Below are 15,404 nucleotides of genomic sequence, written 5' to 3'. Positions count from 1 at the left end.
AAACAGCCGATAGATGGCAGCAATTCTAAATAACCGCTTTTGGATATGATCCTAAGATACGTACATCTCTCACTAACGGACGAATCTCTTCAATAGCATTTCGAACATTATCGTCTTTAATATGTCCTTCCATATCGATAAAGAAAACGTATGCCCAGTTGTTTGGGCGTTCTGGCCGTGTTTCAATACTGGTCATTGAAACGCCATATTTGGATAAAGGCTTTAATATCTCAATTAATGCGCCAGCTTTATCATGAGCAGAGACTAATATAGAGGTTTTGTCATGCCCTGAGGGTTCAATCTCTTCGCGTCCAATAATTAAGAAACGAGTCGTATTGTTTGGATTGTCCTCTATATTTTCGTGTAGCTTATATAAGTCATATTCAGCAACGGCTACATCACCGGCTATGGCAGCGGAATGCCACTCATTTTTAAGACGACGGGCAGCTTCCCCATTACTTGAAACTTGCACGCGTTCTACATTTGGATAATTGACATCAAGCCAATGACGACACTGCGCCAATGATTGCTGATGTGAATAAATACGACTTAGACTATCTACTTTAGTATGTTCAGCGACAATAAAATTTTGATGAATAGGAAGCTCAACTTCCCCTATAATTCTTAAATCGGAGGACAAAAACCCATCAAGGGTATGATTCACAACGCCTTCTGATGAGTTTTCGACTGGCACGACGCCATAAGAGGCTGTACCAGAAGCTACTTCGCGAAATACATCATTAATAGTTGTAAGCGGTACAGTAGTCGCTGCTTGCCCAAAGTGCTTAAGCGCGGCGGCGTGGGTGAAAGTTCCGACTGGACCCAAAAAAGCAATCTTTTGAGGTGCTTCAAGATCTAAGCATACTGACATAATCTCTCTAAACAAACGTGCCATTTTCTCATTACTTATGGGACTGTCTTCATCCTCGTTACGCGACATAATATTACGAAGAACTTGAGCTTCACGTTCAGGACGATAGAACACGGGATCGGTTTTATGATTTGAATCATTTGATATCTCTGACTCTGCTAAACGTTCTTTTTTATAAGTACCTACGTCTTGAGCGAGCTTTGCTCGCTTGTTTATAAGCTTTAAAATATGAGCGTCTACCGAATCAATTTGCTGACGTAGCTCGCCCAAGGTATTTTCAGTCTCGTTTGATATGTCGACATTTGTTTCATTATTTGTATCAACACTATCCGTACTTAGATTTTGATTAGAATTACTATTTGATGTCGACGTCATAGGATGGCCTGTATTTATGGTTTTACTATATAAGGTAAACCTAGTTAGCTGTTTTACTTATTTATTTGAAGTGTTTACGATGATACTATATCAAACTTCACTGCAGTTTTACCAACACTAGTACAAACTTAGCCATAACTCTGTTGCTAATTAACTCTACTAATGAGATTTGATAAATAACTGAATATTTGGGTTATAACAAAATTTTAATGGTTATACGATTCAATTAACACGAGTAGTTCACTATTTAACATCATTTACACCCTTATAAATAAATCAAGATAGGACTAATATGAGCGCTTTATCTCAACTTAAAACCATGACCACCATTGTTGCAGACACAGGTGACTTGAATGCAATTGCAAGATTAAAGCCTGTTGATGCCACTACCAATCCTAGCCTCATCACGAAGGCGTTGACCCACCCAGACAAGCAGGCCATGTTATCAGATACATTGAATCGTTTTTCAAATGATGGCGATCAAATGATTGATAATGTTATTGATAACCTGACTATTCAGGTAGGGTGTGACATATTGCAAATTATTGAAGGTCGCGTATCAACCGAAGTAGATGCAAGACTGTCATATGATACAGAAGCTACGATAGCAAAAGCGCATGAGTTTATGGCAGCTTATTCACGAGCTGGTATTGATAAGGATCGAATTTTAATCAAGATTGCCGCAACGTGGCAAGGCATCAAAGCTGCTGAGCAGTTGGAAAAAGAAGGCATACACTGTAATTTGACATTAATATTTGGACAACATCAAGCAGTGGCTTGTGCTGATGCGGGCGTTACGCTTATCTCTCCATTTGTTGGCAGAATTTTAGATTGGCAAAAACGTGAGCAAAACCGTCAAATTATTCCTGTAGAGGATGACATGGGCGTTCAATCTGTTAAGCGTACGTATCAGTATTTCAAGCAGCATGGTTACCTGACGCAGGTAATGGGCGCAAGCTTTCGCAGTATTGATCAAATCTTAGCGCTGGCAGGGTGTGATCTGCTTACCATAGCGCCTAATCTTCTTGATGAGCTTGCACAGCTTGATACTGAAGTTACCCAACAACTATCTCCTAATATGCAAAGCGCACCAATGCCGAAAGTAAGTCTAGATGCTCGTGATTTTAACGACGCGTATGAAAAAGATAGCATCACTCAAGCGCTTCTGCCTCAAGGTATCGATGGTTTTATATCAGCTCGAGATGAATTGGCCAAAGCCCTTAAGCAACTCAATAGATAGCTTTATACCAAGACGCATTGCTAGGATGCGCCCTTAGTACATGGCACTTGCTTTAACCGTTCGTATAGTAGCTGTCATAACGACTAATATTTGCCATAAATGCTCATACTTTATATAACTACTAATACTTGTCTTAACGAATTAATCAATAAAAACTCTACCGTTTGGTAGAGTTTTTTTTGGTTATTTTTGAGGCTATAACTAAGTCATTATTTTACGTACAACGGATATATGAACCATGAATAATTTCTTTATAGAAAATGCTCCAACCATTAGCCTTCTAGTACCGTATAGATAGGAACAGGAAATTTATCATGTAATTCCGTCAGGTCTAATAATACGAGCACACCAGCAACGATATGACCTGCGTCGATACATAATTGATAGGCCGTTTTTAAAGTACCCCCTGTTGCCAAAATGTCATCTACCAGCAGTACATTTGATTCAGATAAATCAGACTGTATCTCTAACGTATCTTTACCATACTCTAAAGAGTAAGCTTTATTAGCGACTGGCGGCGGCAGTTTACCTGGCTTACGTAATAATATCATGCCTTTACCTAAACGACCTGCAAGCAAACTTGCAAAGACAAAACCACGTGCTTCAATCGCCACTAAATAATCCACCTCATCAAGTAGGCCATCAGGCAGTGCGTCTAACATCGCATCTATGACTTCGTTAATATGCCCAAGTAATAAAGGCGTAATGTCGTAAAAATCAATGCCAGGCTTTGGAAAGTCTGGAACGGTACGTATAGCGTTCCATAAAGGATGAGAGGTTGTAGAAGCTCGTGCTTGGTTGTTCATACGGGTTTCCAGCTAAATAAAATAACGTTTATTTTAACACACAACTATAGTCAGCGAACTAATAATCGGTTGCGGCGCTAACCTTCTAGGCTTATATGAGCCTAATTAAGGCTATATGAGCTTCGTTAAGTTGAAATGAGCTTTGCAGAGTCTAACTACATAAATAATATTTGCACTCAGTTGACTTGTAATCATTTCAGACTTCTTTGACTATCTGGCACTGTTGTGACATTCTTCAATTTTAATTTAAAAGAATTTGCTATAATCGACGCCATAGTTTTAGTACGATTCAATGGTTAAGTACATCGAAAATTTAAGTACAATAAACAAGAGGTATTAAATGAAAAAGTGGGAATGCATTATTTGTGGTTGGATATATGATGAAGCCTTAGGCAGCCCTGAAGATGGCATCTTACCAGGTACCAAATGGGATGACATCCCAGATGATTGGACTTGCCCCGATTGTGGTGTAAGCAAACTTGAATTTGAAATGGTAGAGCTCTAATCTATTGATAAATAGAGAGTATTAAATGTAGTAAAAATATATAAAAGATGTAGTTAATAATATTTATAAAAGGACGTTATCATGCAAGCGCACAAACAATCAAAGTTTGAGTGGTACCCTTCACCCTTATCTTCACTCATGCAACAAGCCATTATTCCTGTGTCTGAAGATATTGAACTGTGCGTAGAAGTTGGCGGCAATCCTGATAACCCCCCTTTATTATTAGTCATGGGATTAGCCTCTCAGCTGATCTTCTGGCCAGAGAATTTTATCAAGCGTTTGATTGATGCAGGTTTCTACGTAATACGCTTTGACAATAGAGATATAGGTCTTTCTACTAAAATAAAGCGTAGTGATTTACCCAATGTGAATACGATTTCGGCCATGTTTAAATTGCAATTCGGTTTAGATAATACCAAAACGCCAGTTGCCTATACCATTCATGATATGGCAGAAGACACCGCAGGATTGATTAAAGCCCTTGGTTATCAGAAAGTGAACGTATTAGGCGCATCGATGGGAGGAATAATTTCTCAAATATTAGCGGCGAAATATCCCGAGCTGGTGAGCCACTTAGCTTTGATATTTTCCACCAATAATAAGCCATTGTTGGCACCACCCCGCCCTAAGCAATTGTATACGCTGATCAAAAGGCCAGATAGCTATGCTGAAGAAGACATCGTTAATCACGGTAAATGGTTCATTAAAATCATAGGATCACAAGGTCATATTGATGAAAAAGCGGTAGAAGATGTGGCACGTCTGCGTTACAAACGCTCCTTTTACCCCCGAGGATCTGTGCAGCAATTAAAAGCAATCCTAATGACAGGATCTATTCAGACTTATAGCAAACAGATTCAAGCACCAACATTAGTATTACATGGCAGTCATGATGGGCTGTTACCACCCTCGCATGGTAAAGCAGTTGCAAAAGACATTCCTAATGCAAGATTTAAGCTCATAAAAGGGATGTCTCATGATTTACCAGAATATTTTCAACCTTTTATCGTAAATGAACTTAAAAAACACATGCTGCAAAAGCATTAAGCGTATCGTACATCTCTTGTATTAGTATTTACTTATAGTTATGTATATTTAACTGTATATTTTAACCGCTTGTGTCAACAGTCTAAATGTCACGAAACTGACATTGTATTCATCTAGTCTTATACAACCATAACGTATCCAAAACCTCACTCATGCATATAAGACTAGGTTTAAATGATGTCCGATTCAAATTCGCTTTATTGCATTAAATCAAAACCATCTAAATATGCTCATTTTATGAAGGCATATAAAATAAGAACCCCCAAATATAAGTTTTATTTAGAGCGCGGTGGTAATGAAAATGATCCAATTATATTACTCATTATGGGGCTTGGCGCTCAATCCTTAGTTTGGTCGAATGTGTTTTGTGAGCGGTTAATTCACAATGGCTTTCAAGTAATAAGATTTGATAATAGAGATATAGGTAAATCGAGCAAAATAAAACATAAGAACAAACTAACCAAAGAATATAAACAACTGTCAAAAAAATTAGCTTTATTTTCAAAATTTAAGTTAGGCATACCTTACAAATTAGAATCGGACAACATACCCTACACCCTATATGATATGGCAGAAGACGTTAATCAATTGATGCATGCTTTAGAAATAGGACGTTGTCATATTATAGGTATGTCGATGGGTGGAATGATCGCTCAAATCATAGCATCAAGATATCCAAAGAGGGTCTTAAAACTGGGGTTACTTGCCACCAGCAATAATAAACCTCTATTACCCTTACCGAAGTTAGATGCTTTAAATGCTTTACTCAAACCCGTATCAGATAGTAAAGACGATAAAGAAATTATAGATAACGCGTTACAACTACAACGGGTTATTGGGTCACCGCAATATTTTGATGAAAAGCGCGTACTGAACAAAACCACACTACTCTATGAGCGACGTTTTTACCCAAAAGGGGTACAGCGTCAACTTTTAGCGATACTTGCCACGGGTTCATTGGTTGATATAGATCGTAAAATCACCCAGCCTACTTTGATAGTACATGGATTAAAAGACAGACTGCTACCTGTTGCGCATGGGCATAGCTTAGCCAAAACCATACCGCAAGCGTCTTTAAAGTTAATACCAGATTTAGGACATGATATTCCACACACGCTGGCTCGATATCTGGCCGATGAATTTGCTGAACATTTTAATAAAGGGTGCGTTACAAAATTAGAGTAGCAGTATGCTGTGTCTAAATCAAAAACCTATTTCTATAAAACTAATCACCATACAACTTTTATCTATAAAAATATAAGCCTCTAAAACTATATTATTGAATAAATAATATGGGTTTAGAGGCTTATTAGTGTTTGATAAGTGTTTAAAATCAAAGACGCTTAATATTTAAATTTATTATAAATCTATTTCAAAACAGCCAACGTTAGCTTCGGTAATCAGCGTTTATACTTATATACTCATGAGATAAATCACAGGTATAAACCGTATCAGTCGCCTCTCCCACCCCTAAATCAATAGAAAGCTTAATCTCTGGTCGGCTCATTACAGCTTGCCCGCGTTCTTCGTTGTAGTCTTGATCAAGTTGACCACGCGTACAAATTGCAACGTCTTCAATAGCAACACTCACTTTATTAGGATCGATATCGTTGGCACCTGAATATCCTATTGCAGCGATGATACGCCCCCAATTAGGATCACTGGCAAAAAAAGCAGTTTTAACTAACGGAGAATGTGCCACGGCATACGCCACATCACAACAGTCTTCTACTGTACGTCCACCCGTAACCGTGACCGTTATGAACTTAGTCGCCCCTTCGCCATCACGGACGATTAAAGTCGCCAAACGTACAAATATCTCTTTTAAACCTTCGTACAACGCTTGATAATGAGGATGCTGGTCAGAATCAATCAGTTGTGAACTGTCGTCTCCAGTTGCCATAAGCACGCAGCAATCATTGGTTGACGTATCACCATCTATGGTTATGCGGTTAAAAGACTGTTTGGTAAGTGACATTAGCATCTCATCGAGTACCAATTGCGATACCGTTGCATCAGTGGCCACATAAGCAAGCATTGTCGCCATATTAGGCCGAATCATACCTGCCCCTTTAGAGATGCCAGTAATATTGTACAGCGTTGCATGATCAGTTGAATTATTAGTTGTATTGTCGGCTGAGCTATTAATTGAGCTATTCACCGCCACTTGTGTACTCGCAATTTTAGAAACTGTATCCGTAGTACGTATACCATCTGCAGCGGTTAACCAATTATCTTCAGACAAGTTAGCTATACAATCATCTAAACCTTCAATGATCGCATCACTATTAATTACCTCACCAATAACACCTGTGGAAAAAGGAAGGACTTGGTGGACCTTAACATCGGTTTTATTCGCTAAAGCCTGGCAGGTTTTTATAGCGCGATTATAACCCTCTTCACCAGTTGCAGCATTGGCGTTACCCGTATTTATTAGCAGATAGCGCGGTAAGTGATGTCCACTCATTAATGACTGTAGGTGTTCACGCAATACGATAACCGGTGCAGCACAGCATTGATTGGTGGTAGTCACACAGGAAGTTTTGGTGGACTGACTAAGCTTAAATACGACCAGATCATTACGATCTTTGTATCGTACGCCAGCGGCGGTGACACCCAGGCTAATACCATTGATTGGGTGTATCTTATCTGGTGGAGCAATATTACCTACAGGCATAGCAGTCCTTATATATAATCTAAAATGTATCAAGAGTTAAATAAACATATTCTCAAAAGTTTAATAAACATAATATTAAATCAAAATAAACTTAAACGAACGTATAGCTAAATGCTTTTGAAATCAAACGATGCCCATATCGGTGCATGGTCCGATGGCTTTTCCATGGCTCTTAGCTCGTAACTGATACCCGCATCGGTGCATTTGTGTTTGATATCTTTTGTGCACAAGATGTGGTCGATTCTTAGACCTCGCTTTGGGTCATCATCGAATCCTCGGCTACGATAATCAAACCAGCTAAACTTTTCATTCGAATCAGGATAAAACAGACGGTACGTATCGTACAGCTCACGGCTCATAAGTTCACGATACCATTCACGCTCTTCTGGCAGAAATGAGGTTTTACCATTTTTTAACCAGCGTTTTGCATTTATTTCGCCAATACCTATGTCGGTATCTTCAGGGGCAATATTCATATCTCCCATTAATATGATACTACGCCCCTCTGTATGTAGCGCATCAATATATCGGTTCAAAGAAGCGTAATATTCTCTTTTCATAGGAAATTTGATAGGATGATTGCGGCTTTCACCTTGAGGAAAATAACCATTTAATACATCAACTTCGTGACCATCGAATTCATAACGACAATGTATAAAGCGTTTTTGCGATTCTTCTAGGTCTTCTGGAAAGCCCTTATGTACAAAGATTGGTTTTACTTTTGACACCATAGCCACACCATAATGCGCTTTTTGTCCAAAGTACTCGATGTGATACCCAAGAGACTCTACCGCTTTGAGTGGAAATTGCTCATCATGAACCTTTGTTTCTTGAAGTCCCATAACATCTGGGTCAATAATATCTCGTACGGCTTCAAGCTGGTGCTGGCGTGCTCTTATTCCATTAATATTAAAGCTAACAAAACGTGTCATAGATGTTAATTTCCTAAATTTATTATTTAAATGATATTAATATAAAATTTATTGATAAGTTGATAATCTAATACTTAGTCCGCTATAGTCGGCGAACTTATAAAGAGTCACGGTGTTAACCTCGTTAAGCCTACCCAAGTAGTACTTGCACTCGGTTGCCTTGTGACTACTTTAAAGTTCTTTGACTATAAATGACATTATAAAACTGAACGTATAAACAAAACTCTAATAAATAAAAACGAATTTATTAGGGCAATAACCTTACTGTAGACCAATTAGTGTCGCGATTTGAATACAGGATTCTATCATGCAGTCGATTTGCGCCGCCTTGCCAGAATTCCGCTTCATCTATAATAATTTCATACCCGCCCCAGAAATCTGGTGTTGGCACTTGTGTTCCTTCTGGGTATTTACGTTTTAATTCTATAAACTTATTATCAATTACTTGTCTACTTGCAACCTCTTCACTTTGAGGCTGACTGACCCAAGCACCTATCTGGCTTTCATAAGGTCTTTTTTGAAAATAGGCTTCAGTTTGTTCTCGGCTGATTTTTCTAATATTACCCCGCACACGTACTTGTCGCTGCATCGCATACCAATAAAACAAACACTCAGCATTCGGGTTTTGTTCGATATCTACGCCCTTATGACTCAAATAATTGGTATAAAATATGATACTATCATTCGTAATTTGACGTAATAAAACCGTCCTTACGCCTGGCATCATATCGTTTCCACAAGTTGCTAAACTCATCGCATAAGGTTCGGTGACATCATCGTCAATGGCTTCTTTTAACCAAGATTTTAATAGTTCAATAGGACTTGAAGGTATGCTATCTTCGCTTAATACACCTTTATCATAAGATTGTCTTTGATTAGATAAATCCATAATGATCCTTAAATTGAGTCAAATTTATGATACTGAGTCTGCTTATAACATATGCACTTTGAATGTTCATTCTAATACTTTAGTAAAGTATTTTATACTAAGCCATGACTCGCTTTACATCTTCTGCTAAACGCTGAGCCAATTTATGACACTCATCCTCATTATCAAGCTCCACCATGACGCGTATAAGTGGTTCTGTGCCAGATTGGCGAATTAAAATTCTTCCGCGACCTTCAATAGACTGGGTTGTATCATCAAATATACGAACAAGTTCAGGGAAATCATAAGGATTGCGCATCTCTTCTAAGCGTACATTCACTAAGCACTGGGGCAATAATTTAAAGCCATTGGTTAGCTCACTCAAGCTTTTTTTGGTTTTAACCATGATGCCTAAGACTTGCATGCCCGCAATTATGGCGTCTCCTGTTCGGCTCTGATCTAGGCATAAGATATGACCTGAGGGTTCGCCGCCCAAGATCCAACCTTTGTAATCTAATCCTTGCATCACATATCGATCACCAACATCTGAACGCTCTAGAGGGATTTTCTCAGCTTGTAGGGCAAGTTGTAACCCCATGTTCGTCATTTTAGTGCCAACTACCCCTTGAGCCTTAGTCTCAGCTTTAGTAGCTAGAATGTATAAAATGCCATCGCCATTTATCAATTCACCATTTGCATCTACCATAATAATGCGGTCGCCATCACCATCCAAAGCAATACCAACGTCGGCCTTATGCTCTAGTACCGCTTGTTGTAAAGATTCGGGATGTGTGGATCCACAGTTGTCATTAATGTTTATACCATTAGGTTTGTTATGTATTGGAATAACATCAGCCCCTAGCTCTTTTAGGACTCTTGGACCAACACTATAGCCAGACCCGTTAGCGCAATCAATCACGATTTTTAAATCGGATAGATCATATAGATATGGAAAACTTCCTTTACAATATTCGATATAACGACCCTTAGCGTCATTAATTCGATGGTGCTTTCCCAGGTTTGACGAATCATCTAATTCGTAGTTGGCATGACCTTCAACTATACCCACAAGCTTTTGATTTATAGCATCTTGCATTTCATCACTAAGCTTACGCCCATCAGCTGAAAAGAATTTGATGCCATTATCGTAATAAGGATTGTGTGAGGCTGATATCACGACACCTGCATCAGCATGAAAGCTGCGGGTCAAGTGAGCAATAGCAGGAGTTGGTAAAGGGCCAACCATATGTACATCTACACCTGCTGAGTTAAAGCCTGCTTGTAATGCCGCTTCAATGACATAACCCGATAAACGCGTATCTTTGCCTATAATCACGCTTGGCTTTTTGTTTGGGTTATTGTTATTCTCAACCAATACTTGGCCGGTAACGTATCCAAGCTTTAAGATAAAATCTGGTGTTATTGGAAACTTACCAAATAGACCGCGAATGCCATCCGTGCCAAAATAACTCATATCGTCCTCACAATAGTGCTTAATCAATTTATTTTTGGTGTTATGCCATATTCAAAATTTTATAGAGTCATGGTTAATCAATTTAAATAGTATTAACCAAGCGTACTTACTCTTAGGGTAGGCTTAAATAGGGTTACGCTGTAAATTTTCTTTATGACTACAACTATACTCTATAAAAAAGACCAAAAGATATTATCTTTTGGTCGATATAAAGTATATATATTAAAATGAATATAATAAAGAAAATACTTAAATTTATCTAAATTTAAAATTAAGTAATACCATACTAAATCATATCAAAAATCAAAGATATGAATATAACGTATAGAAACGCTTATTCTTGGGTTCAATAATCTATTTTAAAGTTTTAGAACTTAAGAAACACGGTAATTGGGCGCTTCTTTAGTGATTTGCACATCATGAACATGAGATTCTTTCATACCTGCAGAAGTCACTCGAATGAACTGAGGCTTAGTTCGCATCTCTTTAATATTTGAAGACCCTGTATAACCCATCGAAGAGCGTAATCCACCAACGAGTTGATTGACGATGCCATTAACCGGGCCTTTGTAAGGGACACGTCCTTCAATACCTTCTGGAACGAGTTTTTCAACCCCATCTTTAGCATCTTGGAAATATCGATCTGACGAGCCATTTGATCCAGACATAGCTCCTAAGCTGCCCATACCACGATAAGCTTTATAATATCTACCTTGAAACAGCTCTACTTCACCAGGCGCTTCTTCCGTACCTGCCAGCAAAGACCCTACCATAATGCATGACGCGCCAGCGGCAATCGCCTTTGCCATATCACCAGAGTAACGTATACCGCCATCAGCGATCAATGGAATGGTGTCTTTTAGAGCGGATGCGACATTATCGATAGCAGAAATTTGTGGAACACCAATACCTGCGATAATACGGGTGGTACAAATAGAACCTGGCCCAATACCCACTTTAACAGCATTAGCACCCGCATCTCTAAGCGCTAAAGCGGCGTCACCCGTTGCAATGTTACCACCGATGACTTGAATATGTGGGTAGTTCTTTTTAACCCAAGCTACTTTATCAATAACCCCTTTAGAGTGACCATGTGCCGTATCTACCACGATAACGTCAACTTCAGCTTCTACCAATGCTTCTACTCGTGCTTCGGTATCAGCGCCAGTACCCACCGCAGCGCCTACTCGTAAACGACCCTGCGAATCTTTACACGCATTGGGGTTGTTTTCAGCTTTATTAAAGTCATTGACAGTAATCATTCCTTTTAAGGCAAAATTGTCGTCAACAACCAATACTTTTTCAATACGGTGCTCATGCAATAACTTTTTGATATTTTCGTTATTTTCGCCTTCTTTAACTGTTACCAATTTATCTTGAGGTGTCATCACGTTACTAACAGGCTGATTGTGATTGGTCTCAAACCTAACATCGCGATGCGTAACAATACCTACTACTTGACCGCTTCCTGTTTCTACAACAGGCACACCTGATATATTATTTTCGGTCGTAATACGTAGCAATTCACCCACACTGATGTCGGGCGTTACGGTAATTGGATCAACAACAGTACCCGCTTCGAACTTTTTAACTCGTCGAACTTGCATGGCTTGGCGGTCTATGTCCATATTTTTATGAACAATGCCCATTCCGCCTAGTTGAGCCATCGTAATGGCCATCTCTGATTCAGTTACCGTATCCATTGCTGCAGATATGATTGGCAGATTTATATCAATATCTTGTGTTAAACGCGTTGATAAAGACGCTGTTTTTGGTAACACATCTGAATATGCAGGTAACAGTAAAACATCATCAAACGTTAGGGCATCATCTACGATTCGCAACATACAAACCTCATGGCTATAATTATAAGCAGCTTATTATATCAAAAATATGTCGATTTTAGGCGTTAATTATTCTATAGTCAAAGAAATATACAATGGTTACAAGGCAACCGAGTGCAAGTACAACTATAACAAGTACAACTATAACAAGTACTACTATAATAAGACGAGCTAAGTTAATGCTGTAACCGTTTAGTATTTCGCTGACTATATCTAAATCAACCGATATCTAAATCAACCGATCTAGAATATTAGAGTTATAACAGCAACTTATTTAATACAGGTTATAGAATAGGGTAAAGTTGTTGTAGACTCTTTTACGCAGGGCCTCTAGGTGTTAACGTAACTCGCTCTGTAGGAATATCAAGTGGTTGTTCCTGACTAAGATATTCAAGCATACTTTTTCGTATATCACATCCCAGTATCCAAGCATTTAAGGGAGAGTCAGAGCTCACCTTACACCGTACCGTAACGGTATCTTCAGAGACGGCCGTTACTTGCATCACAGGTGTAACTTCTTCATCCCAAAGCTCGTGCTCATTAGCAAGCTCAACAAATTTATTCTCTAAACTATCAAAGTCAGCCCCATAATCAACATAAAGGTAAACCGCATTGGATTGACTGGTATTGGTATGAGACCAGTTCTCTATAGTCTCGTTGACTAAATGGCGCATTGGGACGATCAACCGTCTTTCATCCCATGTTTTTAAAACCGCATAGGTGTATCTTAAGTCCTCGACCTCACTCCATATACCATCCATCATAACGGTATCGCCAATACGCACAGGCTGAGTGACAGCAACTTGGAAACCAGCAACAATGTTGCCTAGTGTCGGCTGTGCTGCAATACCAATAATCACACCTGCGATACCTGCCGAAGTCAGTAAGGTCTTGCCGAGTCCTTCTAAATCGGCAAATTCTGCCAACCCAATCCAAATACTACCGAGTACCATCACGAAAATAAATATACGTCTAAATATAGAAACGTACGTCATTCGTTCACGCTGCGTACTAAATTGATCCTCAGACAAGGTATCAATTTTAAAATCGGTATATCTATTAGCAAAGAAGTTAATGGTTCGGATACCTAGCCATAAGCCGCTGAATACCAATCCAAACCACATGATTGGTTTCGTAGATGTGGCAATAGGTTCAACTTTAGGTAAGCTTCCGGTGACTAAAGCGAACATTAAAGAAAAACTGACTAAAATAGTCAGTGGTACTGTAATTTTGGAAATAAGATCGGTGAGTCCTTTACTTTGTAGAGATAAGGTCTTTTTAGAACTTAAGTCTTTTGCTTTATCTGAGTAGCTATACACTAACTTTGAGACAATTCGGCTGACGATGAGGCCAATACCTATGGTGATTATCATAAAAATAAGCAGCGCGATAAGTTCCCAAATGCTTAAGCCAAACACTTTAGCTTTCATCCATTCGGGAAAATACCGTTCAAATTTTGCAGGCTTATGAATGGCGTAAAGCGACTCAATATTCATAACTGTTTGCGATGAAAACACCCAAACTGGTGCTTTATCTTCAACTTTCACGCGTTCTAAATATAAAGAAACTTTGCGCTCACGATAATCTATAGAACCCAACTTAAGAGAACGTCTGGGAATGCCTTGAATAGGGTTTTGACTGCCTAAAGATGGCTCAATCATTCCATCAATACGGTCAGGGAATTTATCATAGACATAGAGGTCTTTTTCAACCAATAGATAGTCAAGCTTTTTGGCAAGATCGGCTGCCACATTTTTTTGCTCACCCTCAGCTATTGAGTTTAGATTAAGGGCATATGATGCTAATGCGAAATCTTTGTTGGCTGTCGTTGTACTAAAGAACTCTAGTGTTGATAGCGGCGTCTCAAGATTCGGCGGCGGTACTAATTCGGGTAATCCAGCGTTTAAGGTTGCAACCATATAGTAGCCCTGTTCTTCTCCAATAAGCTCGGTATTCGCTTGTAAACGCTTTGTTTCCTTGAACTCTTCTTCTTTAGAATCATCTGTAAACTGATCTTCAACGAAGTCTATTATATTTTCAGGTTCGTCTTTAACGTCTCCTTGACTAGCCTCATCGATTGAATTTTGTTTTTGAGGCGTATTTGACTTGGATTGAGCCGCTTGTGAATTATTGTCTGCATTAGTGTCTTCATTGTTGTCTGCATTGTTATTAAAACTATTATTAGAACTGTTATCAGAACTGTTACCAGAACTAAAGAGCTTACTATCAGATGCTAAACACGTTGGGGATATTAATGATAAACACAAGCTTGTAAGAATTAATAGAGCTAGAATAAAGACTTGTCGAACCCTCAACCATAAAGTAATGTTTGACGACTTTATTGTGGTTAAATTGCATGGTGATAATTTTGGGTCAGTACAGTTATTCATAGCGTCCTATTTCAATTCAATTATCATTATTTGATAAGATTTATTGGGTTTGATATTTTTATATCTTTAAATATATAGTGGTGTATCAATTGAAGATACGCTCTAAGCAGCTAACTATAAATAGTATTATTCTTATGGTTATATTTGAATAGTATAAAGAATTAAAGCAAGATTTTGATTTATATACTGTTATGAATACGTATTAAAAAAGCCCGTTCATTTAAGAGACGGGCTAAACTTGAGTCTGTGAGACTTTCCCAAACTTTGTGTAACTGCTTATAATCCATAGTAAAGGAGAATAAGCAATGACAAAACAAACAGAACTAAAAAAACTAGCCGAACAAATGGCCAAACACGTTGGCAGCTTTGAAGACA

The 15,404-nt window shown here is 38.6% G+C and carries 12 protein-coding genes; 4 read left to right on the top strand and 8 right to left on the bottom strand.

The window, feature by feature from the left end:
• Positions 1 to 25 precede the first annotated feature (25 nt).
• Positions 26 to 1,246 carry a prephenate dehydratase gene (gene pheA / locus AC2SLP_RS04460; RefSeq protein ID WP_486535437.1) on the bottom strand — a complete coding sequence of 407 codons (1,221 nt, stop codon included), beginning with the start codon at positions 1,244 to 1,246 and terminating at the stop codon, positions 26 to 28.
• Positions 1,247 to 1,538: 292 nt separating this feature from the next.
• Here pheA and AC2SLP_RS04455 point away from each other — a divergent pair, with 292 nt between their 5' ends.
• Positions 1,539 to 2,486: a transaldolase gene (locus AC2SLP_RS04455; protein ID WP_486535436.1), complete on the top strand. Its 948-nt coding sequence runs from the start codon at positions 1,539 to 1,541 to the stop codon at positions 2,484 to 2,486.
• Positions 2,487 to 2,758: 272 nt separating this feature from the next.
• On the opposite strand, the gene AC2SLP_RS04450 is transcribed toward AC2SLP_RS04455, so the two are convergent.
• Positions 2,759 to 3,292 carry an adenine phosphoribosyltransferase gene (locus AC2SLP_RS04450; protein WP_486535435.1) on the bottom strand — a complete coding sequence of 178 codons (534 nt, stop codon included), beginning with the start codon at positions 3,290 to 3,292 and terminating at the stop codon, positions 2,759 to 2,761.
• Positions 3,293 to 3,632: 340 nt separating this feature from the next.
• Between AC2SLP_RS04450 and AC2SLP_RS04445 the strand changes: the two genes are divergently transcribed.
• From AC2SLP_RS04445 to AC2SLP_RS04435, 3 genes are all read left to right on the top strand, one after another.
• A complete protein-coding gene (locus AC2SLP_RS04445; RefSeq protein WP_486535434.1) occupies positions 3,633 to 3,797 on the top strand; it encodes a rubredoxin in 165 nt (54 codons plus the stop codon).
• An 81-nt stretch (positions 3,798 to 3,878) separates the two neighbouring features.
• The gene (locus tag AC2SLP_RS04440; protein ID WP_486535433.1) at positions 3,879 to 4,844 is read left to right on the top strand and encodes an alpha/beta fold hydrolase; all 966 of its coding nucleotides are present in this window, start codon (positions 3,879 to 3,881) and stop codon (positions 4,842 to 4,844) included.
• A 237-nt stretch (positions 4,845 to 5,081) separates the two neighbouring features.
• Positions 5,082 to 6,029 carry an alpha/beta fold hydrolase gene (locus AC2SLP_RS04435; RefSeq protein WP_486535432.1) on the top strand — a complete coding sequence of 316 codons (948 nt, stop codon included), beginning with the start codon at positions 5,082 to 5,084 and terminating at the stop codon, positions 6,027 to 6,029.
• A gap of 202 nt (positions 6,030 to 6,231) precedes the next feature.
• Here the strand turns inward: AC2SLP_RS04435 and argJ are convergent, their stop codons facing one another.
• The 6 genes from argJ to AC2SLP_RS04405 all read right to left on the bottom strand — a co-directional run bounded on the left by argJ (position 6,232) and on the right by AC2SLP_RS04405 (position 15,029).
• Complete coding sequence (gene argJ / locus AC2SLP_RS04430) at positions 6,232 to 7,521, bottom strand: bifunctional glutamate N-acetyltransferase/amino-acid acetyltransferase ArgJ (protein ID WP_486535431.1); 1,290 nt, start codon at positions 7,519 to 7,521, stop codon at positions 6,232 to 6,234.
• 107 nt (positions 7,522 to 7,628) lie between these two features.
• The gene (gene xthA, locus AC2SLP_RS04425; RefSeq protein WP_486535430.1) at positions 7,629 to 8,453 is read right to left on the bottom strand and encodes an exodeoxyribonuclease III; all 825 of its coding nucleotides are present in this window, start codon (positions 8,451 to 8,453) and stop codon (positions 7,629 to 7,631) included.
• A 247-nt stretch (positions 8,454 to 8,700) separates the two neighbouring features.
• Positions 8,701 to 9,342, bottom strand: coding sequence for a pyridoxamine 5'-phosphate oxidase (gene pdxH / locus AC2SLP_RS04420; RefSeq protein ID WP_486535429.1), 642 nt, complete (start codon positions 9,340 to 9,342; stop codon positions 8,701 to 8,703).
• A gap of 97 nt (positions 9,343 to 9,439) precedes the next feature.
• Entirely contained in the window at positions 9,440 to 10,795 is a 1,356-nt protein-coding gene (gene glmM, locus AC2SLP_RS04415; RefSeq protein WP_486535428.1) for a phosphoglucosamine mutase, read from the bottom strand.
• A 374-nt stretch (positions 10,796 to 11,169) separates the two neighbouring features.
• The gene (guaB, locus tag AC2SLP_RS04410) at positions 11,170 to 12,642 is read right to left on the bottom strand and encodes an IMP dehydrogenase (protein WP_486535427.1); all 1,473 of its coding nucleotides are present in this window, start codon (positions 12,640 to 12,642) and stop codon (positions 11,170 to 11,172) included.
• Between the two features lie 314 nt (positions 12,643 to 12,956).
• Positions 12,957 to 15,029: a mechanosensitive ion channel family protein gene (locus tag AC2SLP_RS04405; RefSeq protein WP_486535426.1), complete on the bottom strand. Its 2,073-nt coding sequence runs from the start codon at positions 15,027 to 15,029 to the stop codon at positions 12,957 to 12,959.
• Positions 15,030 to 15,404 lie beyond the last annotated feature (375 nt).

Source organism: Psychrobacter sp. CX21 (assembly GCF_057396255.1).
The sequence above is the reverse complement of the archived record's forward strand: the minus strand, read 5'-3'. Positions and strand labels throughout refer to the sequence as shown.

Excerpts from the sequence above, each read along its gene's own strand:
- argJ (WP_486535431.1), bottom strand. The coding sequence starts at position 7,521 with ATGCCTGTAGGTAATATTGCTCCACCAGATAAGATACACCCAATCAAT.
- AC2SLP_RS04455 (WP_486535436.1), top strand. The coding sequence starts at position 1,539 with ATGAGCGCTTTATCTCAACTTAAAACCATGACCACCATTGTTGCAGAC.
- AC2SLP_RS04405 (WP_486535426.1), bottom strand. The coding sequence starts at position 15,029 with ATGAATAACTGTACTGACCCAAAATTATCACCATGCAATTTAACCACA.
- glmM (WP_486535428.1), bottom strand. The coding sequence starts at position 10,795 with ATGAGTTATTTTGGCACGGATGGCATTCGCGGTCTATTTGGTAAGTTT.
- AC2SLP_RS04440 (WP_486535433.1), top strand. The coding sequence starts at position 3,879 with ATGCAAGCGCACAAACAATCAAAGTTTGAGTGGTACCCTTCACCCTTA.
- AC2SLP_RS04435 (WP_486535432.1), top strand. The coding sequence starts at position 5,082 with ATGAAGGCATATAAAATAAGAACCCCCAAATATAAGTTTTATTTAGAG.
- pheA (WP_486535437.1), bottom strand. The coding sequence starts at position 1,246 with ATGACGTCGACATCAAATAGTAATTCTAATCAAAATCTAAGTACGGAT.
- AC2SLP_RS04445 (WP_486535434.1), top strand. The coding sequence starts at position 3,633 with ATGAAAAAGTGGGAATGCATTATTTGTGGTTGGATATATGATGAAGCC.
- pdxH (WP_486535429.1), bottom strand. The coding sequence starts at position 9,342 with ATGGATTTATCTAATCAAAGACAATCTTATGATAAAGGTGTATTAAGC.
- guaB (WP_486535427.1), bottom strand. The coding sequence starts at position 12,642 with ATGTTGCGAATCGTAGATGATGCCCTAACGTTTGATGATGTTTTACTG.
- AC2SLP_RS04450 (WP_486535435.1), bottom strand. The coding sequence starts at position 3,292 with ATGAACAACCAAGCACGAGCTTCTACAACCTCTCATCCTTTATGGAAC.
- xthA (WP_486535430.1), bottom strand. The coding sequence starts at position 8,453 with ATGACACGTTTTGTTAGCTTTAATATTAATGGAATAAGAGCACGCCAG.